Raw genomic sequence first — 23,224 nt, 5'->3', positions numbered from 1 at the left:
GTCTAGATGGCCACGGTCTCGATGACGGCGAACTGACCGGCCCGGCTGATGCCGGTACGCCGCAGCCCGGCCGAGTCGAAGATCGCATCGAACTCGGCGATGTCGCGCTCGCGCCCACCGGTCATGACGAGCATGTTCATGTCCATGAGCGGCGGCAGGCCCGCGGCGCCGGTCTCACCCACGAGGTAGTCGACGACGACGACGCGGCCGCCCTCCTGCAGGGACGCGTGGCAGTTCTTGAGGATTCGTATGCAGCTGTCGTCATCCCAGTCGTGCAGGATGAACTTGAGCACGTACAGATCGCCGCCCGGAACCGACCTGAAGAAGTCGCCGCCGGTCGCTGTGAAGCGAGGGAGCAATCCGTCGCGGCGTGCGGCCTCGACCGCGTCAGGCACCACGTGCGGCAGATCGAAGACGCCCCCGCGCAGGTGCGGGTTGGCCCGCATCATCGCCCGGATGACCTCGCCGTTCGCGCCGCCGACGTCCCACGCCCGGTCGACGCCCGCCGTATCGATCGCCTGGGCGATCTCGGCCGCCACAGCGGCGCTGAGGTTGGACATGGCCTCGGTGAACACGGCGGCCTCATCAAGGTTCGCACCGAAATAATCGAACGCGTTCTCGAAGCCGAGCGCGGCCCTGATCTGCCGGTCACCCGTGCGGACCGCGTCCACGAACCGCCCCCAGGGCAACCAGTGCCCCCGTGCACTCATCGCGAGCACCATGCCGCGCAGCGAGTTCGGATCGTCCCTGCGGAGTGTGCCCAGCAAGGACGTGGCGCCGAAGCGCGCGCCGTCGGTGGACGTGACAAGCCCGATCGAGGCCAAGGACCGCAACAGCCGGCGCATGGCGTCGCGGTCGGCATATTCGGCATCGGCGATCGCATCAGCCGTGTCCGCCCCGGCCGCGAGATGGTCAGCGATGTTGAAAACTGCTGCGGCATTGACCATCTGGCTGACCCAGTAGCCGGTGAGCAGTGCCATCATTCGGTCGTAATCCCCGACTTCGGCCGGAATGGAACTCGACATCACAACTCTCCAGTGCTCGGTGGTATTGCCCCTGTCACCGGAGAGTCAACGTGTTTGGCGGCGCCCGCAACAGGCACCCGTCTTCCTAGGAAAACAGCTACCAGGGCTGGCGATGTCGGTAGGGACGGAAGAAGTCGCGCAATTCCGCGGCGTAGAGCTGAGGTTGCTCGAATGGGGCGAAGTGCCCGCCGTGAGCGGGTTCGCTGATGTAGACGGCATTGCTCATTCGGTGCAGCCATGCGCGCGGTGGTCGCACGATGTCGCCGGCGAACAACGAATAGCCCGAGGGCGCTTCGATGCGCCGGGCAAGCTGTCCGGCGTCGATCTGGGCGTTCGCCCGGTACATCCGCATCGACGAGCCGATCGTCGACGTGAACCAGTAGATCGACACGTTGGTGAGGATCTCGTCTTTGGTGAAGACACTCTCGATATCGCCGTCGCAGTCGCTCCACGCCCGGAGCTTCTCCACGATCCACGCGGCCAGACCAGCCGGCGAATCGTTGAGGGCGGTGGCGGCGGTCTGCGGTTTGGTGCGGTGTATCGCGGCGTACCCGCCCTCTACGGCACCCCACGTCGTTGCCGTGGCGATCCACTGCCGCTCTGCCGGTGTCAGATCGTTCGCCGTCGGGTCGCCGGTCGGCAACCCGGCGTCCATGCGATGCACCGCGACGACACGATCCGGGAAGTCCAGGGCGAGAAAACGGCTGACGCTGCTGCCGATGTCGCCGCCGACCGCCCCGAAGCGCCGGTAACCGAGGATCTCCATGAGACGCGCCCACATTCGCGAGACCTCAATGGCGTCGAGGGCCTGCGGTGGCCGCTGCGAGAACCCGAACCCGGGTAGGTCGGGGACGACGACATCGAACGCATCGGCCGGGTCGGCCCCGTAACGGCCCGGATCGGTCAGCAGTGGAATGACTTTCGAGTATCGCCAGAACGAGTCGGGCCACCCGTGACTCAGCACCAGGGGCAGTGCGTCAGGCGACGCGGCTCGGGCGTGGACGAAATGGATGTCGAGTCCGTCGATCGGCACCGAGAAGCGCGGCGACGTCGCGAGGGCTTCCTCCTGTTCGGACCACTGGAAGTCGTTCGCCCAGTACTCGACGAGCTCGCGCAGATAGGAGGTGTCCACACCGATCGACCACCCGACGTCATCGGGGGTATCGGGCCATCGAGTGGCCCGAAGTCGGTCGCGGAGGTCGGCGAGCTGCTTGTCGGTGGCGTGCCACGTGAAAGGTGCCGGCATATCCGGCGTGCCGGTGCCGCGGTGGCTGTTGTTCATCGCCCCCCTTACGGTTGGTGGCAATCGCGCCCCGGTTGGCGTGCGATCAGCTGGGCAGCTGGCTCAGCGCCTCCCCCACCTTCGTGACGAGCCCTGGCGTGTAGCCGTGCGTCGGCAGGTTGATGATCACCCCGTCGACTCCGACGTCGAACACACGTCGCTGGATCTCCTCGGCGACCTGTTGGGGTGTGCCGTGGACAGCGCGGCCGCCGGTAGCTTCCTCCATGTCGACCGAGGGTTCGCCGTCGATCACCACGGTGAGAAAGCCGCTGGTTTCCAAGGTCGCTGGATCACGACCGATTTCGGCACATCTCTCCTCGAGCACGCGCAACTTGGCGGGAAGCTCGTCCATGGGCGCGATGATGTTGAGGTGGTCCGCGTACCGGGCTGCCAGCCGGAAGGTCTTCTTCTCGCCGCTTCCGCCGAGCAGCACCGGGATATGGTCGCGGTACCGGGGCTCGTTGATGGCGCTCTCGGTGTGGTACCACCTGCCCTCGAAGGTCGGCCGGTCTCCGTGGATCATCGGAATCATGATCTGCAGAGCTTCTTCCAGCTTCTCGAATCGCTCGGCGAACGTGCCGAATTCGTAGCCGAGCTGTTGATGCTCCAGCTCGAACCAGCCCGCTCCGACGCCCAGGATCATGCGCCCGCGGTTGATCACGTCCAGTGTGGTGATCTCCTTGGCGAGCAACGTGGGGTTCCGGTAGGTGTTCCCGGTGACCAACGTCGCGAGCTGCACGCGGTCGGTGACGGCGCTCAGCGCTCCCAAGGTGGTGTAGGCCTCCAGTATCGGTTCGTCCGGGGCGCCCAAGCCCGGCAGCTGATAGAAGTGGTCCATCAGGAACACGGTGTCGAATCCGGCGGCCTCAGCCTCCTGCACCTGCGACTTCACCGCCGCGAAGAGTTCGCCTACGGGTAGGCCATAGGAGAAGTTCGGTATCTGTAGCCCAAGTCTCACGGTCACGGCTAGTACGACAGGTCACAGGGTGGTCGTATTCCCGAAGCGCAATGCCGGCCACCTCCGGGGCCATGGCTGCGCGGTCCATCTCGGCGGTAACGACTACGGCTCGGGTCGTGTTGGAACGGGCATGAGCCCCGTCACTCACCACCGCATCACGGTCGACGGCGTCGACACGTTCTACCGCGCCGCAGGCCCTGCCGATGCCCCCGTCCTGCTGCTCCCCCACGGCTACCCGGCCTCGTCGTATGTCTACCGCAACCTGATGGCCGCACTCGGCCACCGATGGCGCCTCCTCGCCCCAGACCTGCCCGGGTTCGGCTACAGTGCAACGCCTTCCGTCGACAGCTTCGAGTACACCTTCGCCGCGTACGCGGGCTTCCTGCAATCGTTCGTCGACGCGATGAAGCTCGACCGCTACGTCATCTGGCTCCACGATTACGGCTCCCAGTTCGGTTTGCAATTGGCAATGGCCCATCCCGGCCGAGTCGCCGGGCTCGTCATCCAGAACGGCGACATCTACGAGGACACCTTCGGTCCTAAGTACGACTTCCTCAGGGAGTCTTGGAACAACCCCGGCCCGGGCGCACGGCGTGCGATCGCCCAGCACGTCACGCTCGGCGGCTTCGAGAGCGAGTTCCGTGGTGAACTTCCCGCCGACATCGCCGACCGCATCGGTCCCGACCTGTGGACGCTGCACTGGTCGCTGATGAACACCCCCGAGCGCATCGCCAACCTGATCCGTCTGCTCGAGGATCAGCCGACCAACCTGGCGTGGTTTCCGGCCGAGCAGGCATACCTGCGTGAGCAGCAGCCTCCCGCGCTGATCGTCTGGGGTCCGCACGACGGCTATATGCCCGAGCAGTCGGCCCGTGCCTATCACCGCGACCTGCCCGGCGCACCGCTGCATCTTCTCGGTGGCGGCCACTGGCTACTGGAGACCCATCTCGACGATGTGGTGCCACTGGTCGACGACTTCCTGCACCGAGCCTACGGTTGATCGCCTGGCGCCCTGACGACACTCACATCTGGCCCGATTCCTTGGCGGCTCTGTCGATCACGTCGGCGACGACCCCGGGATGGGTGAGGAACGCGACGTGACTGGCTGCGACCTCGGTGATCTGTGCGCCGATCCGATCGGCGCTCTGCCGCAGCATCCTGGGGTCGATCGCCTGGTCCTGAGTGGCGATCACCGCCCAACTGGGCTTGGTCCGCCAGGCCGCGTCGGTGAAGACGTCTTGGAAAATCGACATGTTGATCGGCACCTGGGCGTCGCGCAGGAACGCCGCGACCTCGTCGGTGGTGTCCGCGGCGAAACCGGCTTTGAACTTCTCGGCGTTCAGGAACCCGAAACCGTCGGGTCCGGTCTCGATCACGAAGGCGGGTGGGGCGGGGTAGTCGGCGTACTGCTGGGCGATCGTCTCGCCGGCATCGGGCGCCAGTCCGGAGACGTAGACCAGCCCGCTCACCTTCGGGTCCACTCCGACCGCGGTGATCACGGCACCACCGTAAGAGTGGCCGACGAGCAGGGTGGGCCCGTCTTGGCGTTCGACGACGCGGCGGGTCGCGGCGATGTCGTCGCTCAGCGAGGTGAGAGGGTTCTGCACGATCGTGACCCGGTATCCCCGGCCGACGAGATCGTCGTAAACGCCCCGCCAGCCGGACCCGTCGGCGAAGGCGCCGTGGACCAGCACGACGTTCTTCACCTCCCCGGGTTGCGCGTGCGCCGGGCCGCCGGGAGCGACCGCGGCGAGGAACACCGCAGCAGATGCGGCGCAGGTGAGCAGACTGCGGAAGGGGATGTTCATAACGGTCCTTTCGTGGGGATGTGCTGGTTGTTCCACGGCGACTCCGCCGTGCGATCGGGAAACGGTTCGGTCTCGGCGCGGACCCGTTCCAGCAGGCGGGTGACTCCGTCGACGACCGCGGTGAACAGGGCCGTGCCGGTCTGCGCGGACGCCGACGTGGGTCGGCCGACGACGCCGCTGTGAGTCACGTCGGGCATCGGATAGGTCAGCACACGCCCAGCGGTGCGGTCCTCTTCGTCGACCGCGCGGTCGAGCATGACCAGTCCCGGGTCGAGATGCAGCACCATCGAGGTCTCGGCGACGTTCGCGTGCGGATCGGTGGCGTCGCTGAAGTAGCCCGCGTGCGCCTCGGCGCTGATGTCGTACAGCGATGCGAAACAGGTTCGTAGCGCGGGATGTTCGTGCCGCAGTGTGAGCAGCGCGCTCTGCGCCGAGGGGCCGTTGGTGGCGTGGGAGTTGATCACCACAAGCTTGCGGAAGCCGGAGGTGAGGACCCAGCGCCCGATGTCGGTGACGATCGCGGTCAACGTCTCGACCGACAGCGACACCGTGCCCGGCCACCGCGCGGTGTGCCCGAGCGAGCAACCGTACGCCACCGCGGGAAGCAGCACGTCGCCGGTGCGTGCGACGGCTGCGGCCGTGGCGGCGACGGCCAGCAGGGCATCGGTGCCGGTGGGCAGGTGGGCGCCGTGTTGTTCGATCGCCCCCAGCGGCAGGACCGCGACCGCTCCCGAACGTGCGGCCGCCGCCACGTCATCGCGATTCATGTCGCACCAGTTGGGCATTCCGCGTCATCCTCCGCTCGCGGCGTCGACGACCGGTTCGGCCGTGAGCAGAAGCTATGTCGCCGAACGGGGCCTGCGGCCGGCATGCCATGAAACTATGGACACCCTGCACGCAGACCGCGTCGACGCAGTCGGGTTAGGTTCGTCGTGATGTCAGGTGACTCCGTTGCTTCGGAAGGAGTTCGACGATGACCGACGTGTCCACTGACGGCACGCAGACCCGGACGGTGAACGGACGGGCGGGCTCCGCCGTGGACGCCGCCCGTGCACTGTTCGAACGCCATCACATCACCACCGTGCAGTTCGGGATGACCGATCTCGACGGCCAGATGCGCGGCAAGTTCGTGCCGGCCGACTTCTTCCTGGACTCGATCGCACCCCGTGGATCGTCGATCCCCAACATCGTTTTCGGCTGGGACATCGAAGACACGTTGATGGACTGCTTCACGCTATCCGGTTGGCACACCGGGTATTCCGATGTGGTGCTGATGCCGGACCTCACGACGTTGCGACCGGTGCCGTGGGAGCCGGGACACGCGTTCGTGCTGTGCGACGTCGTGCACACCGACGGTTCCGCGGTGCCCGTCGCCCCGCGCACGGTGCTGGCCCGCCAGGTGGCGCGCGCCGCTACGCTCGGCTACCAGCTCACAGCCGGATACGAACTGGAGTTCTACCTCTACCGCGAGACGCCGGAGACCGCCGCCGCGAAGGGATACCGGGACCTCACCCCCGCGGCACCGGGCATCGCGACGTTCAGCCTGAACCGGCACAGCGCGCTCGAACATGTCATCGGGGCGATCCGGGAAGGCATGCGCGCCTGCGGCATCCCCATCCTGGCGTCCAACACCGAGTACGGCGCCGGCCAGATCGAGATCAACATCGAGCACGCCGACGTGCTCACCACCGCCGACCGCGTGGCGATCTACAAGAACGGTGTGCGGCGGATCGCCGAGCAGCACGGATATCTCGCCTCCTTCATGGCTAAGGTGTCCACGGACGCGGCCGGCTCCAGTGCCCACATCCACCAGAGCATGCAGTCGCTGGCCCAGCCCGCCCGCAACGCGATGTGGTCCGGCGACGGCCCGTCGGCCCTCATGCGCCACGCGGTGGCCGGTCAGTTGGCCACGATGGGCGACTTCACCGCGCTGTACTGCCCGACGGTCAACTCCTACAAGCGTCGTGTGCCGGGGTCCTGGTCGCCGGTCGCAGCGGTGTGGGGCACCGACAACCGCACCGCGGCGCTGCGCGCCATCGCCAATGACGAAGCGGCCTGCCGGATGGAGAACCGTCTGCCGGGCGCCGACGCCAATCCCTATCTGGCGTTGGCGGCGTGCCTGGCCGGGGTGCTGCACGGCGTGGAGAACCAACTGGAGCCGCCCGCACCGGTACTCGGCAACGCCTACGACGGCGACGCACCGCCACTCCCCCGCTCGCTGGCCGAAGCCGTCGACGCGCTCGCATCCAGCACCACCGCCCGCACCGCGTTCGGCGACGCGTTCGTCGACCACTATCTGGCCTCCCGCATCTGGGAGCGCGACCGCCACCGCGAAGCCGTCAGCGATTGGGAGACCGCGCGTTATCTGACCCGCATCTGAGTCACCGGCAATGCTGCCCGGCCACGGATCCGGAGAATTACGATGGGTCATGCCCGATGACTCGCTACCGCAGGTGGAACTGCGCGCCGTCGAGCACATAGCGCAGGTCCTGTTCTCCACCGACGATGTGGCGCTCGTCGCCCAGGGTGTCGCCGAGGCGATCCAGGCGCAGCGCACCACCCGCGATGTCTACGCCTACGTCTACGACACCGCCACAAGGGAACTCGTGCTGACCGGCGCGACCGAAAGCCCCGCCGCCGAGCACGTGGGTGCGTTGCGGTTGGCCTACGGCGAGGGCGTCACCGGCTGGGTGGCCGCCACGAAGCAGAGTTACCTGGTGCCCGACGAGCCCGCGGGTGACCCGAGATTTCTGCCCTACCCCGGTATCGGCGAGGAGCGTTACGGCGCGATCTTCTCGGTGCCGATCGTCTCCTCGCGCGCGGAGCCGCTGGGATCGATCACGGTGTGGGCCACCACCGGTCATCAGTTCGAGCCCGGCGAGGTGGAGTTCGTCGAACGGATGGCGGCACTCGTCGCGCCCGTGTTCGACACCGCGCGGGAACGTCAGGCCGGACGTCGCCTGGGCGCGGTGGCCGACGGCCTCACCGAGTTGGCGTCGATGGTCGCCTCGGGGTCGTCGACCGGCGCGACCGTCGATTACGCGGTCGAGTTCCTCGCCGAAGCCGGGGAGGTGGACGTGGTGGTCGCCCTCGTGACCGATCCGTCGGGTGCGGACCGGATGCACACCAAGGTGCGCACCGATGCGCCGGGAACCGAGGTCGAGACGCTTCGCGCGCGACTGCTCACCGTCGACATGGACGTCCGAAACGGGATCACGGACTGGCACAGCGCCGCGCAGTCGGTGAACCGTGCGTTCGAGGGTATCGCCGGCGCGGTGACGAGCTGCCCGGTGCGCGTCGGCGCCGAGGAGTTCGGCGTGCTCGCCTGCTACCGACTGACCGCCCGGCGGTTCACCATCGCCGAGACGGCCCTGGCCGCAGCCGTGGCGCATCAGGCCGCGCTGGCGATCCGGTTGGCGATGCTGACCGATGAACTGTTCTCCCGCAACAGGCTCAACTGGTTCCTGCGCGATCTGACCGCGGGACGGCTCAGCGCCGACGAGTTACGTTCCCGCGCAGCGGCCGTCGGGTTGGATGCCTCGGCCGGTCATGTTTTCGTGGTGGCCAGCACCTCCACCGTCGCGTTACGCGCGGCAGAGCGGCGCCCGGCCACCCCGGCACTCGGCGAGCTGCTGGCCGACAGCGCGGCGCTGCCCTCGGGCACCCTGTTCTCCTCGACCCCGCACCAGACGGTGGCGATCGTGCCGTGGCACGGCGACGACGCGTCGGTGGACGCGCTGCGAATACCGTTGCTGGAGGTGTGTTCCCGGTTGCGAGCTGCCGGGCACGCCGTCACCTTCGGGGTTTCGCGGCCGGTGTCGGCGGCGGCGGAGCTCGGGAGCGCACTGGCCGAGGCGCGCGACGCGATGGCGATCGGCAGCCGCCTCGACAATCCGAACGGCGTCTTCACCCTCGACGACGTCGGGCATCACATGCTGCTGATGCGCGTCTCCGGAGTGGACACCATTCGTGATCGGTACGCCACGGCAATCGCCAGGATCGCCGAGTACGACCGGGTCAAGGGCACCGAACTACTCGACACGCTGTCGGTGTTCCTGCACTACCGCAGTCAGAGCGTGGCCAGCCGTGAGCTCATCGTGCACCGCAATACCCTGACTCAGCGGCTGGCTCGGGCCGCCGAACTCAGCGGCATCGACGTGATGGAGCCGTCGGAGTGGTTCCCGCTGCAGCTCGCGTTGAAGGTGCACCTGTCACGCACCCGAGCGCCGGGAGCGACGAGCGACGACTGAGGTCAGGGCCGCTGGTAGACACCGGTCAGCGTGCCGCGAGCGATCGCGTGCTCGCTCATCGACCGCAAGAGTCGGCCTTTGGTGCCGACGGTCGCGGGCACCGGGGCATTCAGTGCCAACAGATGGAAGCGGTAGTGGTGACAACCGTGACCGGGTATCGGGCGTGGCCCTGAACATCCCTGTCCAAGCGGGGTTTTGATGAACCGGATCTCGGTGCTGATGGGTTGCAGTGCACCTTCGTCGATGTGGTCGGTCCTGGGATCGAGGATCGCGATCGTGTGCGTCAGGGGGCGGGGCAGCGGTACGTCGTCGTCTTCGATGATCAGCACCAGTGCCTCGGTGCCGTGGGGCACACCGGACCAGCGCAGCGCCGGTGATCGGTTGTCGCCCACGCCTTTACCGGCGTACTCGACCGGGATGGTTCCGCCATCGTCGAAGGCATCGCTGGTGACGACGATCGTCTCGGGAACGTCGATCCGCGCCGGCCTGCTGCGGTGACCACCGGCCCGAACTCCGCGGAGCAGGCAGCCGAGGTTACTCATGCGCCGCGTCTCAGATCCAGTGCCCTTCCGACCGGGCCGGCCAGAAGCTCCACCAGCGGTGCGACGTCTGCGGCCTCCGGTAGCCCGAGGACCGCGTGCTGGATCGCGGTGGCGCGGTCCCCGGGCATGACGGGCTCGACCAGGTTGTGGAACTTGTCCACGATCTCGTCGTCGGTGACCGGATCCGACGGGTTGCCGTGCGGCGCGATCATCGATGCGGTCTCGATGCTGCCGTCGGTGAAGGTCAGCGTGAGGTGTGTCTGGAAGCGCTCGATGGGTGCCAATTCGTCGATGCCGGTGTCCAATTCGACGTGGACGCGCTCCAGCAGCTGCCACACATCGTCGGCGTCGAGGCGTTCGGCGGTGAACTGCTGCGGTAACGCGACACCGTCGAGCAGCGTGACCGCGGCGGCGTAGCCGATGTTCATCTGGGCGCCGATCGCGGTCAGCGGTCGTTGCGGCCGCCACCAGCCGTGGTGGTAGACGACGTCGCCGACGCGGATGTCGATGCGGTCGATCGTGCGGCCGGCCAGGCGGTCCCGAAGAGTGCGGGCGGCCTCGACCACACCGTGCAGGCCGCCCATCACCGCCCAGGATTTCACCATGATCGTGGTGGTCTCCCAGTCGTCGCCGAGGCCGCGGGTGACTGCCGCGGGCTCGGGGTGATGGCCTTCGCCGTAGACGGCCAGGAAGCCCCCGTAGGGACGCTCCAGGACCTGATCGATGCCGGTGTAGCCGGACTGCGCGAGCGCGGCGGAGTAGAAGCCGTTGCGGGCGGCGAAACCGTGTTGCATCCGCTTACCCATCGCCTCGTACTGGGCAGACATCAGTCCCGCGGATTGGGTGGCGGCGAAGCCGACCGCGTCCTCGAGCTGCTCGCCGTCGAGCCCGCGAAGCTTGCCGCCGGCGAGCGCGGCGGCGATCCCGCCGAAGATCGGACCGGAATGCCAGCCGCGGGACAACATCTCGGTGCCGCCCAGTGCGTAGCCGATCCGCGGGCCGGTCTCGAAGCCGACGATCGCCGCCGTAAGCAGATCCTGCCCGCTCACCGGTCGGTCCAGGTGCGCCGCCGTCGCGAGCAGTGCCGGAATCAGCAGTGAGGCCGAGTGCAGCGGTGCCACGGGATGAAAGTCGTCGAGCTCGAAGCCTTGGATGAAGGTGCTGTTGAGCAGTGCGGCGCCGGACGGGGTGGTGGTCCGCCCGGTCCCGATGACGGCCGCAGCACCGTGGCCCTCGACACCCAAGACGGCATCCGTGGCGATGCGCGACCAGGGCAGCTGCGCCCCGACCAGCGCGCAGCCGAGGCCGTCCAAAACCAGGTGGGCCGCCCGCGTCCGGACCGGGTCGGGCACCTGGTCCCATTCCAGGGTGCCCACCCAGTTCACCAGCCGGCCCGTCGGGCCGTCGGGGGCGCTGGGACCGTGGCCGGTTGTGTCTACTGCCGGGGGATGCTCGGTGAATGTGGTCATGCACCCAGTGCAGAGAACTGGAGCGGCCGACGCCAGTTAACTTGCGCAATCGGCAAGTACGATCGGCTGGTGGCTTCGACCGCGTTGCGCGGGCTGCATGTGCTGGAGACCCTCGCCGGGATGCGCCAACCGGCGACGCTGCGCGATGTCGCCGCCCGCGCCGGCCTCTCGGAGTCGAACGCGTTCCGCATTCTGCAGGCACTCGAACATGAGGGCTACGTGCACCATCTCGGCCGGTCCGGCTACCGGTTGGCCAGCCGGGCGTTGGCGCTGGCGACTGTCATCGGTCCGCGACCGGCCATGCTGCGCTTGATGCACCCGATCGTCGCCCGGCTGGCGGCCGTCAGCGGGGAGGCCGCCGTGGTGCACCTGCGGGCCGGCGACTTTCGGGTGCTGGTGTTGGGCGTGCCGGCGCGCTCAGGGCCGCTCCTCGACCCGGCCGGGGTGCTCGGGGAGCGCTCACCGCTGGCATCCGGCGCCAGTGGCCGGATCATCCTGGCCTACCTGCCCGAGACGGAGCTTGCCGACGTCGACTTGGACGGTGTGACGCCCCAGCAGCTCACCGCCATTCGCGACCGGGGGTATGAAACGTCCTACGGCGAGAATCACCCCGGTGTCAACGGCGTCTCGGTACCCCTGCTGGCCGCACCCGATAATCCGGCGACTGCACCAATCGTGTTGGGATCCATGACGATCGCCGGACCCGCAGAGCGCGTGCGGCCTCAGGCGCTTTCGCGCCTGGTGGGTCCGCTGCTGGGCGCATGCCGAGATCTCAGCCCGCGGCTGGCCGCACTGCTGGGCCCCAACCCGGGGGCCACGATCGAGGCGCTCGACCTCTGAAGCCCCAGGTCACCCCGCGATCGCCAGACGCAACGCGGTCGAGCGCCTCGACACCAGAGACGTCACCGCCGGAGGGCGGAACTCGGTCCTCTCCAGAGCGACCTGCGTACCGATCACCACCCCGGTGGCGGCCCCCTTCGCAGTCTCCACCGATACCGCCTGCCCGGGCTCGTCGTAGATTCCCGCGCACCCCTCGCCCGCGCACACACCCGTCGACGAATCGATCCGGCCCGCGAAGATGTCGTTGATCCACCCCGCGATCAGAGTCTGTGCGGCCTCTTTGTTCTGCTCGGTCGGAAACCCCTGGTTGAGATACGAGATGAGCTGGATGGCCCAGCTTCCGCCCTGCATCGAATCCAGATGCTGCCCGTCGTCGAGAACCACCCCGTTGAAGTGCCCGGGCCGGTGGTCGTTGAGCGCCGCATCGACCCGGCGCGGCGTGCCGTCCTTCCGGGGGGCACCGAGCTCGATCACCGGCACGTAGGCGCCGAGACTTTCCAGCTTGTCGAGAGCATCGGCCAGCACCGACCCGGGGGGCGCGCCGTCGAGCGTGACGATCCCGGCCAGCTGGTTGACCGCGCCGCTGGCCGCGACCGCATCGGCGTAGTAGCCGGCGGCACCCGCGGCGACCCCCGCACCCAGTGAATGGCCGACCAGGGTGAACCGCTGCGGCAGCGTGGCCTCGGCGCCGTACTTGCGGGCGAAGCCCGCGGCCACCGCACTGGCCATGAGCGCGTCGCGATCCCCGAGGAGAAGATCGGCGGTGGCGCGGTACACCTGGTCATCGCCAAGCCAGAACCCGTCTCGGACAAGGGGATTCGAGGACAGCGTCGGCACCACGACGATGCTGTTGGTGCGCTCGGCCAGCCAGGATGCGGTCTTGCTGTACATGGCGCCGACGCCCCGGAAGCCGTGCTGCAGGTAGATGAACCGCTCCGGCAGTTCGGTACCGTCCGGGTAGTACCAGTGCGCGCTGACGAAGCGTCCTTCGGTGATCTCCAGCCGGGAAGTGCGCACCGTGACGTTGACGCCTGCCGGGACCACCGGCGGGCCGGCGACGAACCGGATGGCCGCCCCGATGATCTCGGTGAACAGGGATTGCAGCACGTCCTGCAGCGTGCGCGGCGGCGCCTCGGCCGAGGTAGCCGACGCCTCGACGGTCGCCGAGACCCGTTGGGCGGCAACCTGGTCGACCGACGGAGCGCTCTGCGGCTCGGGGGAAGCAGTGTCTTGCGCGGGTTGTGGGTCGGTCGAAGCGGGGGCCTCGGTCTGGTCTTCTGGCCGCTCGGTGGCGCCGACAGGCTGTGCAGCATTCGACTCGGGTTCGGTCGTGTCTTCGTCGTCGACCACGGGCGTGGCGCCGGAAGGGTCCGGGCCGGGGCCGACCTCGACGTCCGGCTCCACGCTCTCCTCGGACGGGCCGGATGCGTCGTCGGCATCGGCGTCGGCGTCGTCTTTGGTGTCCGAGTCGGCGTCAGCGTCTTTGGTGTCGGAGTCCTTGGTGTCGGAGTCCGTGGTGTCGGCATCCTTGGTTTCGCGTTTCGGCGGCTTCGCGCTGTGGCGCTCGGCGGCGGTGTCGGACGCACCGGCGGTGCCTCCCGTCGCCCCGGAGCCGGTATCGGCGGTTGCGGTGTCGGCCCCGGCGATCAACGCCGCGGACACGCCCGCCGCCACCACGCCTGCACCCATCCACGCTGACAGCTGTGCCATAGATTTCCCCAACCTCGATATTGACGACCACGTTGCTGCAGTCGGGCTCAAGGTAAAGCAGCACAGCGGTGGAGCAGACAGTTTCGGGAATCTGGTCATCTTTGTGTCACCGTGCGAGCCGGGTGGCCGTCGCCTTCGGTGCGTAAGCTCGAGAAGCACTATGGCGACCCGACTCAACGCCCGGCGATCGGCACTCGTGCTGGTCATGATCCTGGCCGCGGTCGCGCTCGGATCCGCGACCGCCGCGGCTGCCGGACTCGAGGACTACCGCTGGGAGCGTCGCCCCCTGCTGGTGTTCGCTCCGACGGACGCCGATCCCCGCCTCGCGGACACGATGAGCCGAATCGCGGCGACCCGCTGTGACTTCGTCGCTCGGGACATGGTGCTCGGCCAGGTAGTGACCGAAGGCACCAGCATGCTCGACGGTGGCGTGATCGGCGCCGAGGAAACCCAGCGCCTGGCCGACCGATTCGGCATCGGCGGGAACGACTTCGCGGTCGTGTTGATCGGGAAAGATGGCGGCGAGAAATTTCGCGTCACCGACGTCCCGGATCTGCGCACCATCTACGCCGTGATCGACGGCATGCCGATGCGAAGCCGAGAGATGACCGCCGAACCGAGTGGGTGTTGAGAATGCGCAAAGGCCACCTGTCACAGCGCCGGCTCGCCGGCATCGCCGTCGCCTGCTCGGCACTCCTGGTGGTGGCCTGCGGAGGCACCGAGCAACCCGCCAATGCCCAGGAGCCGACGACCTCGCCGACAGCGGAATCGCAAGGGACCGACGTCGTTCTGGTCGACCTCGACGATCCCGGCGAGGTGGCCACCTGGACGACGGTCAACGACCCCGTCATGGGTGGTGTATCCACCTCGCAGGTCGCGTTCGGAGACGGTGGCCTCGTGTTCTCGGGCACCATCTCGCTGGCGAACAACGGCGGCTTCGCCTCGGCCCGCAGCCCCCAGGACCCCACCCTCGGGCGACTGGCGGCAGGCGCGACATCGCTGCGCGTGCGCGGACAGGGTGACGGCAAGACCTACGTCCTCGAGGCGGGCATCGAAGGGCAGCCTTGGTCCTACATCCAGCGCTTCACCACCGACGCCGGCGTCCAGCGAACCTATGAATTGCCCGTCACGGGCTTCCAGCCCGTCGGGATGCGCTTTGATCCCGCACCCGATGCGCCGCGGACAATGGACCCGTCGCTCATCAACCAGATATCGGTCTACATTCTCGACAAGCAACAGGGGCCGTTCGAGATCACCCTCAGCGGCGTCGACGCCACCCTCGGCGGTCAGTCCTGATCTGATTCGACTTTCAGTGCGGCGGCGCGGTGGTGCTGAAGATCGGCCAACAGATTTCCGTGGCGCTGAACGTCATCGGATTCGAAGGCGTCGCGCCGAGGTAGTGCTCACGGATCGGTCCCTGATGGCTGATCAGATGCTCGTTCACGTAGCGTCCGAGCGCCGCGTAGCTGCGGTCGATGCCGTCGTGGCCACCGGCGTGCGTGAGCACCGCGAACTCGGCCGGAGGCAAGACCTCGGCGAGGACGCCGTCGGGCGGGTCCGCGGATTCTGGAGCGGGGACGAACATCGTCGCTGTGCCACGTGATTCGAGAAACAGGGCTCGGTCGTAGAGGCCTCCCGGCACGACCAGCACAGGCTCTCTCCCCGCCGCCGCAACCGCGTCGCGCAGTGTGGTCAACGCCGCGCCAAACCAGTCGTCGATATCGGAAACGTCGACGGTGGCACCGACGGACCACACGGCGAGCGCCGGCTTGTGCTGCACCTCCACGTGGGCGGGCACGTGAACAGGGGAAAGCAACTCGCGCAGCGCGCCCACGGTGTCCCGAGTCTGCTGCAGCTGCGCCTCCATCTGTTCGAGATGGGTGGTGATGATCTGCGTACGGGCCGCGGCGTCCTCGGTACTCAGCAGCGCCTTGATGTCGGGAATGGACATCCCGAGCGATCGGAACCGGCGGATGATGTGGGCATGGTCGACCTGGCTGGTGTCGTAGAAGCGGTAACCGGTGTGGGCGTCGATGTGTGCTGGTTCGAGGATCCCGATGTCGTGGTAGTGCCGTAGCGCCTTTCTGCTCAGGCTGGTCATCACGGCGAAATCGCCGATCGAAACCCGTGCGCCCATGGCGTCCTCCTCTGCGATCGGCTGCCTCTGCCGTGGTGGGTGAGGCCATCGTGCACTCTCCCGCTAGGGGAAGGGCAACATCACGGCGCGTCGCCAAAATTTCTGCGCCCTGGGGTTGACCTTCCCCTTACGGCAACCTCCATCGTGGCGTCATGACCAACACCACACACTGGGATGCACTCCCGGACACCGTAAGAACGTTCATGACCGCGCTCGATGCCCGCCAGGTGGATCAAGCGCTGGCCACCCTCACCATCGATGCCGTCGTCACCGACGAGGGCCACGACTACAAGGGACATGACGACATCGGGAACTGGATCGCGACTGCGGCCAGCGAGTACACCTACACCACCGAATTCACCGGCGCGACAGTATTCGAACGGCGGCCCGGTACGACTGTCGAGGTCGGGCAGCACCTGGAGGGCGACTTCCCCGGCGGCGTCGCCGACCTGCACTACCGTTTCACCTTCGACGGGGAGCTGATCAGCCGGGTGGTGATCGAGCCATGAGCAGGAGATGGTTCATCACCGGTGGCACGCCCGGCGGTTTCGGCGTCGCGTTCGCCGAGGCGGCCCTCGAGACGGGCGACCGCGTGGTGCTCACGTCCCGGCGCCCGCACGAGCTGGCGACATGGGCCGACCAGTACGGCGACCGCGCTCTGGTCGTGCCGTTGGACGTCACCGACGCGGCGCAGGTGCGCCAAGCGGTGCGCGCAGCCGAAGAGCACATGGGCGGCATCGACGTCCTGGTGAACAATGCCGGCCGCGGCTGGTTCGGATCGATCGAGGCGATGGACGAATCCTCGGTGCGGGCGATGTTCGAGCTGAACTTCTTAGCGGTGCTCTCGGTGGTCCGTGCGGCGCTGCCGGGGATGCGCGCCCGCGGCAGCGGGTGGATCGTCAACGTGTCTTCGGTGGCCGGGCTGGTGGCAGCACCGGGGTTCGGCTACTACAGCGCGACGAAGTTCGCCATCGAAGCCGTCACCGACGCGCTGCGCGACGAAGTGGCCGGGCAGGGCATCTCGGTGCTGGCAGTCGAGCCAGGCGCGTTCCGCACCAACGCCTACGCCGGCTTCGCCGATGAGCCTGTCGCGGAGCAGATTTCGGACTACCACGAGATGCTCGAGCAGGTGCGCGCCACCTTCGTCGAGATGGACGGTAAGCAGCCCGGCGATCCGCACCGCGGTGCCCGTGCGGTGATCGCCGCGATGGAACAAGATTGGTCTCCGCCTCGACTGGTTCTGGGCAACAGCGGATACGACGCCGTGGTCGACGCGCTGGAGCAGACCTTGGCCGACATCCGGGCGAGTGAAAAGCTCTCTCGTAGCGCGGATTTCCCTACGTAGGGCCCGCTCATTCGGGTGGCGGTGCAGGCACGACGGGGCGCGGCTACGCGCCCGTCGGCGGAATGAGTACCGTCCACAGATCCGAGATCAGACCGTCCTCGACGAGAAAGGCGTCGAAGCCGCTCATCTGAATCTGCCCGTCGGCCGGATTGACCAACTTCCAGGCGAGGTGGGCAAAGCCGGGTAGCTCGTGGACCGAGCCGTCCGGTTCGAACTGAAGATCCCCCAAACCGGACTGCAACGCCGCGCATTTGGCTTCGAGCGCCTCGCGCCCGGTGGTGACCCCCTCGGCGTCGGTCCAGCGCACGTCCGCGGTATAGGTGCTGTCGATGGCCATCCTGCGTTTGACCTTGTCGCGCTCATTGAAGACCGCCATGAGGTTCTGGTGCATCAACCTCGCTATGGCATCGGACATCGATCTTCTCCTTCGATCGGTGGAGTCGTGACCTGGCGTCCCGCTTGTATGTCCGACCCTGCTGCCAGAGCGACTGTCAGCTCGGCGATCACCCGCGGATCGCGCAGTCGCTCGCCGTAGGCCTCACGCAGCTGTCGTAGCCGATATCGGATTGTCGACGGAGACACGAACAGATCGGCGGCCACGTCGTCTCTGCGCCCGTGGTGCAGCAACCACGACCGCAATGTCTCGGTGAGCCGCTCTTGGGCCGCCTCAGAGAGATCGACCAGTGGTGCGAGCGCGCGCGTACGAAGGTCCGCGAGGGCCTCGGCGTCGGCGCTGACGACCAACTCCGGAAGAAACTCTTCGGTGTCGAGCACCGCCGCAGAGTCGGTGGACCGCACGTGCACAGCGCGCATCACCCGTCGAATCGAGGATTTGGCGTTCTTCCAGTCGCGGGCGGGCCCCACCACGGCACCGGACCCGTTGAGGGAAGCCAGGAACGACGGGCGCGCTGCACCTCCGACGTCGCAGACCAGCATGACCCGGAGACCGATGTGTGAGTCGATCGCGTCGTGCGGGACGTGCAGCGTGCGCGGATCCGTCGTGACGGCGGCGCGTCCGCGCTGCGGAGCGCTGGGTATGGCGACCGCGGTCAACGTCCGCGGTGTGGCCCATGATGCGTACTCGGCTGCCAGGTCGAGTTCCCCGGAAGTCGCGTCACCCAACAGCATTCGAACCAGGCGCTCGCGCCGGCGCTCACGGTCCAGACCCGACCTGGCCTGTTCCTCGGCGTGGCCCGCGACTCCGGCCGCGGAGATCAGATCGAGGTAGGCGAAGAACATCTCGGCAAAGGCGCTGATCTGGTCGCGGTCCACACCGTCGTGAGCAGCCAGCGCACTCCAGTCGCGCCACAGTTCGCGGGCACCGACCCGATAGGCCGCCAGCTGAACCTCCGGCGGTCGACCGTTGCGGGCCTCGCGCCGGCCGAACCGGTGAGCGGTGTCGAGCACCTCCTGCATCGGCACCGCCGCACCCGCGCCTGCCGCCGGGCGGAGGCCGTCGATGAGTGAACTCAACAGCTGGGCCGCCGACGCGTCGATGATCGGCCGCCAGGATTCCTGAGCCGCCTGGGCCAATGACGGCACCTCGGCGGTGACCGCTTCGACCATCCGGTCGATGAGCGCGGGAAGTCCGGTACGCATCGCCTCCAGCGTCCGCAGCGGCAGTTCGACGGTTCTCGTCGCGTCGCTGCGCGCTTCCGGCATACCGCGATAGTAGGGCCCCTCCCGGGGTGACTGACCGAAAAGGTCAATGCGGGCGCCAAAGATTAGCCGCTGTGGGCGAGACCCTGCCCCCACTGGACATCGACAATGGCGACATGACCGCCACTCCTGCCCCCATCGTGAGCCGCCCCGACAGGGAAGGGGTTGCGGTGCGGCTGCTCAAGGGGTCAGCGAAGAAGTCCTACGAGCCCGTCGTCGACATCGACTGGGCCGCCCCGCTGGCCGACGACAAGTACTTCTTGCCGCCGCAGATGTCCTCCCTGTACGGGACGCGGCTGTGGGAGCAGATGAGTGTGCAGCAGCGCATCGACCTGTCGCGCCACGAACTCGTCAACTACCTGTCGATGGGCATCTGGTTCGAGAACATGCTCAACCAGTCACTGTTGCGGGGCATGATCCGTTCCTCACCGACGGCGGACAGCACCTTCTACGACCTGACCGAACTCGGTGACGAGGCCCGACACATGCTCATGTTCGGCAAGGCGATCAGGCGCATCGGGGTGGAACCGTTCTGGCCGACCGGACGTCACGCGCGGTCGGTCAACACGATGCCGTTCATCTTCCGCGGTCCGATGCTGTGGATCGCGGCGCTGGTAGGCGAAGAGATCTTCGACGCCCTACAGCGCAGGATCCTGGAGGACGGTCAGGAAGTACAGCCGCTGGTGCAGCGGCTGATGCGGATCCACGTGACCGAGGAGGCGCGCCACATCCAGTTCGCGCGTGACGGAATCCGCCGCGACGTCGCCGAGATGCCGTTGCGTACCCGATGGATCCTGGCGAACCTGCACGGGCTCGGCGCCACGCTGTACCTGAAGAACTTCACTCGGCGCGGCCTTTATCAGCGGGTCGGGCTCGACGGAGCCGCCGCACAACGACAAGCGCGGGCCAACAAGCACTTTCACGATGTGCAGAAGCTGGGCTTCGCATCGCTGGGCGAGTTTTTGGAGGAGTTGGGTTTGATGGGTCCGTTGGCCCGCCGGATGTGGAAGCGGAGCCACTTCCTGTGAGTGCCGTCGGCCATGACGGCGTCTACACCGGGGCGGCCGATCTGATCGTCGGCGAGGCGCGGCACGCGGTGCGAGTGCGCCTCAAGGGATCAGTCAATCCCTTCGACGGGCACTATCACTGGCAGGGCACTGTGTTCGACGCACCCGACCATGTGAAGCCTGCCGGCGAGCCGGTGCGGTTGCGCATGGACGACCACGACGCCCTCGGACGCCTCGTCGAACGGACTGCTGACGGACACCTGATGATCAGCGGCACCGGCCGACCCCCATATCCGTTGTGAATCAACCCTTGCGCGCTGTCGGATTCCGACCGCACGCCATGCAGCGCTATGGCAGCGCTGTCAGTCAGTGGCTTCGGCTGGGCAGGCGCTGCACACACGGCGGTCGCAGGTAAGCGGCTGGCGGATCCGCCATCACCTGTCAGAGTCCGCCGCGATCCGTGAGAACCTACAGCTTTGTCCCCTACCGCGCCATATTCGAGAACCGCGACAGGTGCAGCTGGTGCGCCACGGTGACCGTTCGCGTCGGTCCCGCACGGTGTTTGGCCACGATCAGGTCGGCCTCACCGCCGCGGGGATCGTCGGTTTCGAAAGCGTCGGGCCGGTGCAGCAGGATCACCATGTCGGCGTCCTGTTCGATCGATCCCGACTCGCGGAGATCCGACAGCATCGGCTTCTTGTCGGTGCGCTGCTCCGGGCCACGGTTCAGCTGGCTCATCGCGACCACCGGAACTTCCAGCTCCTTGGCCAAAAGCTTGATCTGCCTTGAGAACTCGGAGACTTCCTGCTGACGGGACTCGACGCGCTTACCGGAGGTCATCAGCTGCAGGTAGTCGATCACGATGAGGCGCAGGTCAGCCTTCTGTTTGAGTCGCCGCGCCTTCGCCCGGATCTCCATCATCGTCAGGTTCGGCGAATCGTCGATGTACAACGGCGCTTCGCTGATCTCACTCATGCGGCGCGCCAGCTTCGTCCAGTCGTCATCGCTCATCCGGCCCGAGCGCATATCGGCGAGTTTGATCTTCGCCTCCGCCGACAGCAGACGCATCACGATCTCTGTCTTGCTCATCTCCAGCGAGAACACGATGCTCGGCAGCCGGTGCTTGATCGAGCAGGACCGCATGAAATCCAGGCCCAGCGTGGAGTTGTGGGTCGGGATCATGGACCGCCCCGCCAGGTACATGTGGTCCTCGTTGTCCACCTCGACGCACCGGACCGGCACACTCGCGACCGGGCGTACATCGGTGATGAACCTCGAGCCCGACCGAACGGTGCTGGTGCTGCGCCGACGCTCCTTGTGTAGCACAGCCTTTCGATGCAGTCCGAAAACCGCGTCGTCGGTGCTGAAGTTGAGCGTGTAGGCGACCGAGCTGTCAGCGCTACGACCGGACACCGACTTCTTCATCGTTTGGCACCGGTACCCGAGCGACACGATCAGCTCGGCGACGTCCTCCACCAGACGGCGATTGGTGCCGGTGTACTGGATCGCACCGCCGTTGGTGACCGTGCCGTCCGTATCGAGGAGACCCGCCAACAACGCGCGGCGCTGGGCCTCCGATGCCCGCAGATAGTCGATCGGGATGTGCTTGTCGCCGAGGACCCCGATCGTCCGCAGGCTCGCACTCGACAGCCCGCGGTCCTCCCCCTCGATCCGCATCAGGATCTCCGGGTCGGCCGTGGTGATCTGGGCGGCCGCCGATGTCCCGTCTGCGAGCCACGCACCCAACGTGTACGGCGGAATCAGCAGATCCGCTGCCGCGCCCTGAATGGGCGCGGCGTTGGCGACGGAATGATGTGAACCCAGCGTCTCGGCGAGCTCGCGCGTCGTCCGGACGGAGGACTTCCGCGACGCCCGCGTCTCGGTCAGCCACTGATGCTCGGCATCGGCGACAATGACCGTCCCGTCAGAGAATTCGACCTCGTAGCAGGGTCGGCCAACCATCACGTCGGTCGCCGCGACCACCCGCGTCGGCTCGCCGTCGGCGCCGATCAGCAGGTCGCCGACCTTGACCTCGCCCATCGTGGTCCATCCCGTGGGCGTCGGCAGCGGGGTGTCGAGCTTCAGCGCCTTGCCCATACCAGGCCTCGCCGCCACCACGATCATCTGACCCGGGTGCAGCCCGTTGGTCAGCTCGTCGAGGTCGGTGAATCCCGTCGGCACGCCCTTGGAGACTCCGCCTTCGGACGCGATCGCGTCGATCTCGTCCATCGTGGGCTGGAGGATCTCCTCCAGGATCACGAAGTCCTCGGCCGCGCGGCGCTCGGTGACGTCGTAGATCTCGGCCTGCGCGCGGTCGACGATGTCGTTGACGTCGGCCCCGTCGGCGCCGGCGTAGCCGTACTGCACCACGCGGGTGCCCGCCTCGACGAGCCGACGCAACAGCGCCTTCTCGGAGACGATCTCGGCGTAGTACCCCGCGTTGGCCGCCGTCGGCACCGTCGAGATCAGCGTGTGCAGATACGGCGCCCCACCCACCCGGCGCAGCAGACCGCGCCGGTCGAGTTCGGCGGCGACGGTGACCGCGTCGGCGGGCTCCCCTCGCCCGTACAGGTCGAGGATCGCGTCGTAGACGAGTTGGTTGGCCGGCTTGTAGAAGTCGTTCGGACGCAGCTTCTCCAGCACGTCGGCGACGGCGTCCTTGCTCAGCAGCATGCCGCCCAGCACGGCCTGCTCGGCCGCGGGATCCTGCGGAGGCTGGCGCCCGAAGTCTTCCCCGGGAGGCGGCTCCGTCTCCGAGTACTCACCCGGACGACCCCGGTCATCGACGACAGCCACGCGGCGCCTCTCCCTCCTCGATCGCATGTGAACAAACGTTCGAAGCTACCGTCGCGATGCTAGACACAGCCTCCGACAAGCCCCCCGCGGGGAAGCGCAACCAACCCTGCGACGGACAACGCTAGACGTTGCTGGGCGGGACGCAAACGCATCCTGTTGATGATCCTGTGGATGGTGTGTGGATAGCTCTGGTGGCGCATGTTGAGGCCTTGGGGAAAACCTGTTGATAAACCTCGCCGTGAAAGCTGTTTCCGCAGCTGAGGCGACCATAGACGGGGTGAACAGCTGTGGATGGGAAATCGTCCGGCGTGTCGTGCCGGGTTTCCGTCTCGGGCGTGTTGTGTTTCCCCGCGGGGCCCAGCAGGTTAACAGTCGGTTAGGTTAGCTGGGATCGCT

At 67.3% G+C, this 23,224-nt stretch carries 22 protein-coding genes; 10 read left to right on the top strand and 12 right to left on the bottom strand.

All coding sequences use genetic code 11. The features are described from left to right. Positions 1–2: 2 nt before the first annotated feature. The 3 genes from NTM_RS07240 to NTM_RS07230 all read right to left on the bottom strand — a co-directional run bounded on the left by NTM_RS07240 (position 3) and on the right by NTM_RS07230 (position 3,271). Positions 3–980, bottom strand: coding sequence for a methyltransferase (locus NTM_RS07240; RefSeq protein ID WP_232079640.1), 978 nt, complete (start codon positions 978–980; stop codon positions 3–5). Between the two features lie 142 nt (positions 981–1,122). Further along, complete coding sequence (locus tag NTM_RS07235; RefSeq protein ID WP_232079639.1) at positions 1,123–2,307, bottom strand: epoxide hydrolase family protein; 1,185 nt, start codon at positions 2,305–2,307, stop codon at positions 1,123–1,125. A gap of 46 nt (positions 2,308–2,353) precedes the next feature. Continuing rightward, positions 2,354–3,271, bottom strand: coding sequence for an LLM class F420-dependent oxidoreductase (locus tag NTM_RS07230; RefSeq protein WP_163765906.1), 918 nt, complete (start codon positions 3,269–3,271; stop codon positions 2,354–2,356). 124 nt (positions 3,272–3,395) lie between these two features. Here NTM_RS07230 and NTM_RS07225 point away from each other — a divergent pair, with 124 nt between their 5' ends. Continuing rightward, positions 3,396–4,265, top strand: coding sequence for an alpha/beta fold hydrolase (locus tag NTM_RS07225; protein WP_163765905.1), 870 nt, complete (start codon positions 3,396–3,398; stop codon positions 4,263–4,265). 22 nt (positions 4,266–4,287) lie between these two features. On the opposite strand, the gene NTM_RS07220 is transcribed toward NTM_RS07225, so the two are convergent. Both NTM_RS07220 and NTM_RS07215 read right to left on the bottom strand, forming a co-directional pair. Continuing rightward, positions 4,288–5,073, bottom strand: coding sequence for an alpha/beta fold hydrolase (locus tag NTM_RS07220; protein ID WP_163765904.1), 786 nt, complete (start codon positions 5,071–5,073; stop codon positions 4,288–4,290). Continuing rightward, positions 5,070–5,840 (bottom strand): creatininase family protein, encoded by a 771-nt coding sequence (locus tag NTM_RS07215; protein ID WP_232079638.1) that lies wholly within the window; start codon positions 5,838–5,840, stop codon positions 5,070–5,072. Before NTM_RS07215 ends, NTM_RS07220 begins: the two co-directional genes overlap by 4 nt. A 206-nt stretch (positions 5,841–6,046) precedes the next feature. Here NTM_RS07215 and NTM_RS07210 point away from each other — a divergent pair, with 206 nt between their 5' ends. Then, on the top strand, positions 6,047–7,453 hold the full coding sequence (locus NTM_RS07210) for a glutamine synthetase family protein (protein ID WP_163765902.1): 1,407 nt from the start codon (positions 6,047–6,049) through the stop codon (positions 7,451–7,453). Positions 7,454–7,502: 49 nt separating this feature from the next. Further along, the gene (locus NTM_RS07205) at positions 7,503–9,323 is read left to right on the top strand and encodes a helix-turn-helix domain-containing protein (RefSeq protein ID WP_104864185.1); all 1,821 of its coding nucleotides are present in this window, start codon (positions 7,503–7,505) and stop codon (positions 9,321–9,323) included. Between the two features lie 2 nt (positions 9,324–9,325). Here the strand turns inward: NTM_RS07205 and NTM_RS07200 are convergent, their stop codons facing one another. Both NTM_RS07200 and NTM_RS07195 read right to left on the bottom strand, forming a co-directional pair. After that, a complete protein-coding gene (locus tag NTM_RS07200; RefSeq protein WP_163765901.1) occupies positions 9,326–9,865 on the bottom strand; it encodes a YbhB/YbcL family Raf kinase inhibitor-like protein in 540 nt (179 codons plus the stop codon). Further along, complete coding sequence (locus tag NTM_RS07195; protein WP_163765900.1) at positions 9,862–11,334, bottom strand: MmgE/PrpD family protein; 1,473 nt, start codon at positions 11,332–11,334, stop codon at positions 9,862–9,864. Before NTM_RS07195 ends, NTM_RS07200 begins: the two co-directional genes overlap by 4 nt. Before the next feature lie 69 nt (positions 11,335–11,403). On the opposite strand from NTM_RS07195, the gene NTM_RS07190 reads away from it, so the two are divergent. Continuing rightward, a complete protein-coding gene (locus tag NTM_RS07190; RefSeq protein WP_163765899.1) occupies positions 11,404–12,174 on the top strand; it encodes an IclR family transcriptional regulator in 771 nt (256 codons plus the stop codon). A gap of 9 nt (positions 12,175–12,183) precedes the next feature. Here the strand turns inward: NTM_RS07190 and NTM_RS07185 are convergent, their stop codons facing one another. After that, positions 12,184–13,884 (bottom strand): hypothetical protein, encoded by a 1,701-nt coding sequence (locus NTM_RS07185; RefSeq protein ID WP_163765898.1) that lies wholly within the window; start codon positions 13,882–13,884, stop codon positions 12,184–12,186. Positions 13,885–14,044: 160 nt separating this feature from the next. On the opposite strand from NTM_RS07185, the gene NTM_RS07180 reads away from it, so the two are divergent. Beyond that, positions 14,045–14,515 (top strand): DUF4174 domain-containing protein, encoded by a 471-nt coding sequence (locus tag NTM_RS07180; RefSeq protein WP_163765897.1) that lies wholly within the window; start codon positions 14,045–14,047, stop codon positions 14,513–14,515. 2 nt (positions 14,516–14,517) lie between these two features. Further along, complete coding sequence (locus tag NTM_RS07175) at positions 14,518–15,180, top strand: CIA30 family protein (RefSeq protein ID WP_083142621.1); 663 nt, start codon at positions 14,518–14,520, stop codon at positions 15,178–15,180. Positions 15,181–15,193: 13 nt separating this feature from the next. On the opposite strand, the gene NTM_RS07170 is transcribed toward NTM_RS07175, so the two are convergent. Beyond that, positions 15,194–16,021, bottom strand: a complete 828-nt coding sequence (locus tag NTM_RS07170) for a MerR family transcriptional regulator (protein WP_163765896.1) — start codon at positions 16,019–16,021, stop codon at positions 15,194–15,196. Between the two features lie 152 nt (positions 16,022–16,173). On the opposite strand from NTM_RS07170, the gene NTM_RS07165 reads away from it, so the two are divergent. Further along, positions 16,174–16,530: a nuclear transport factor 2-like protein gene (locus NTM_RS07165; RefSeq protein WP_083142623.1), complete on the top strand. Its 357-nt coding sequence runs from the start codon at positions 16,174–16,176 to the stop codon at positions 16,528–16,530. After that, positions 16,527–17,366: an SDR family NAD(P)-dependent oxidoreductase gene (locus NTM_RS07160; protein ID WP_163765895.1), complete on the top strand. Its 840-nt coding sequence runs from the start codon at positions 16,527–16,529 to the stop codon at positions 17,364–17,366. The genes NTM_RS07165 and NTM_RS07160 overlap by 4 nt, the downstream gene beginning before the upstream one ends. Before the next feature lie 43 nt (positions 17,367–17,409). Here the strand turns inward: NTM_RS07160 and NTM_RS07155 are convergent, their stop codons facing one another. Further along, entirely contained in the window at positions 17,410–17,781 is a 372-nt protein-coding gene (locus NTM_RS07155; RefSeq protein ID WP_163765894.1) for a nuclear transport factor 2 family protein, read from the bottom strand. Continuing rightward, entirely contained in the window at positions 17,766–19,028 is a 1,263-nt protein-coding gene (locus NTM_RS07150) for a PucR family transcriptional regulator (protein WP_083142626.1), read from the bottom strand. The genes NTM_RS07155 and NTM_RS07150 overlap by 16 nt, the downstream gene beginning before the upstream one ends. A gap of 113 nt (positions 19,029–19,141) precedes the next feature. Here NTM_RS07150 and NTM_RS07145 point away from each other — a divergent pair, with 113 nt between their 5' ends. Both NTM_RS07145 and NTM_RS07140 read left to right on the top strand, forming a co-directional pair. Continuing rightward, a complete protein-coding gene (locus NTM_RS07145) occupies positions 19,142–20,053 on the top strand; it encodes an AurF N-oxygenase family protein (RefSeq protein ID WP_163765893.1) in 912 nt (303 codons plus the stop codon). After that, a complete protein-coding gene (locus tag NTM_RS07140; protein ID WP_083142627.1) occupies positions 20,050–20,334 on the top strand; it encodes a DUF4873 domain-containing protein in 285 nt (94 codons plus the stop codon). The genes NTM_RS07145 and NTM_RS07140 overlap by 4 nt, the downstream gene beginning before the upstream one ends. A 181-nt stretch (positions 20,335–20,515) precedes the next feature. Here NTM_RS07140 and dnaB read toward each other — a convergent pair whose 3' ends face one another. Continuing rightward, entirely contained in the window at positions 20,516–22,828 is a 2,313-nt protein-coding gene (gene dnaB / locus NTM_RS07135) for a replicative DNA helicase (protein ID WP_163765892.1), read from the bottom strand. Positions 22,829–23,224 lie beyond the last annotated feature (396 nt).

Source organism: Mycolicibacterium parafortuitum (assembly GCF_010725485.1).
In the GTDB taxonomy this organism is placed as follows: Bacteria; Actinomycetota; Actinomycetes; order Mycobacteriales; family Mycobacteriaceae; genus Mycobacterium.
This window is presented reverse-complemented; position numbering and strand designations above follow the sequence as displayed.

Excerpts from the sequence above, each read along its gene's own strand:
- NTM_RS07175 (WP_083142621.1), top strand. The coding sequence starts at position 14,518 with ATGCGCAAAGGCCACCTGTCACAGCGCCGGCTCGCCGGCATCGCCGTC.
- NTM_RS07200 (WP_163765901.1), bottom strand. The coding sequence starts at position 9,865 with ATGAGTAACCTCGGCTGCCTGCTCCGCGGAGTTCGGGCCGGTGGTCAC.
- NTM_RS07165 (WP_083142623.1), top strand. The coding sequence starts at position 16,174 with ATGACCAACACCACACACTGGGATGCACTCCCGGACACCGTAAGAACG.
- NTM_RS07195 (WP_163765900.1), bottom strand. The coding sequence starts at position 11,334 with ATGACCACATTCACCGAGCATCCCCCGGCAGTAGACACAACCGGCCAC.
- NTM_RS07150 (WP_083142626.1), bottom strand. The coding sequence starts at position 19,028 with ATGCCGGAAGCGCGCAGCGACGCGACGAGAACCGTCGAACTGCCGCTG.
- NTM_RS07145 (WP_163765893.1), top strand. The coding sequence starts at position 19,142 with ATGACCGCCACTCCTGCCCCCATCGTGAGCCGCCCCGACAGGGAAGGG.
- NTM_RS07215 (WP_232079638.1), bottom strand. The coding sequence starts at position 5,840 with ATGAATCGCGATGACGTGGCGGCGGCCGCACGTTCGGGAGCGGTCGCG.
- NTM_RS07170 (WP_163765896.1), bottom strand. The coding sequence starts at position 16,021 with ATGGGCGCACGGGTTTCGATCGGCGATTTCGCCGTGATGACCAGCCTG.
- NTM_RS07180 (WP_163765897.1), top strand. The coding sequence starts at position 14,045 with ATGGCGACCCGACTCAACGCCCGGCGATCGGCACTCGTGCTGGTCATG.
- NTM_RS07185 (WP_163765898.1), bottom strand. The coding sequence starts at position 13,884 with ATGGCACAGCTGTCAGCGTGGATGGGTGCAGGCGTGGTGGCGGCGGGC.
- NTM_RS07235 (WP_232079639.1), bottom strand. The coding sequence starts at position 2,307 with ATGAACAACAGCCACCGCGGCACCGGCACGCCGGATATGCCGGCACCT.
- NTM_RS07220 (WP_163765904.1), bottom strand. The coding sequence starts at position 5,073 with ATGAACATCCCCTTCCGCAGTCTGCTCACCTGCGCCGCATCTGCTGCG.
- NTM_RS07240 (WP_232079640.1), bottom strand. The coding sequence starts at position 980 with ATGGCACTGCTCACCGGCTACTGGGTCAGCCAGATGGTCAATGCCGCA.
- NTM_RS07210 (WP_163765902.1), top strand. The coding sequence starts at position 6,047 with ATGACCGACGTGTCCACTGACGGCACGCAGACCCGGACGGTGAACGGA.
- NTM_RS07160 (WP_163765895.1), top strand. The coding sequence starts at position 16,527 with ATGAGCAGGAGATGGTTCATCACCGGTGGCACGCCCGGCGGTTTCGGC.
- NTM_RS07225 (WP_163765905.1), top strand. The coding sequence starts at position 3,396 with ATGAGCCCCGTCACTCACCACCGCATCACGGTCGACGGCGTCGACACG.
- NTM_RS07155 (WP_163765894.1), bottom strand. The coding sequence starts at position 17,781 with ATGTCCGATGCCATAGCGAGGTTGATGCACCAGAACCTCATGGCGGTC.
- NTM_RS07205 (WP_104864185.1), top strand. The coding sequence starts at position 7,503 with ATGCCCGATGACTCGCTACCGCAGGTGGAACTGCGCGCCGTCGAGCAC.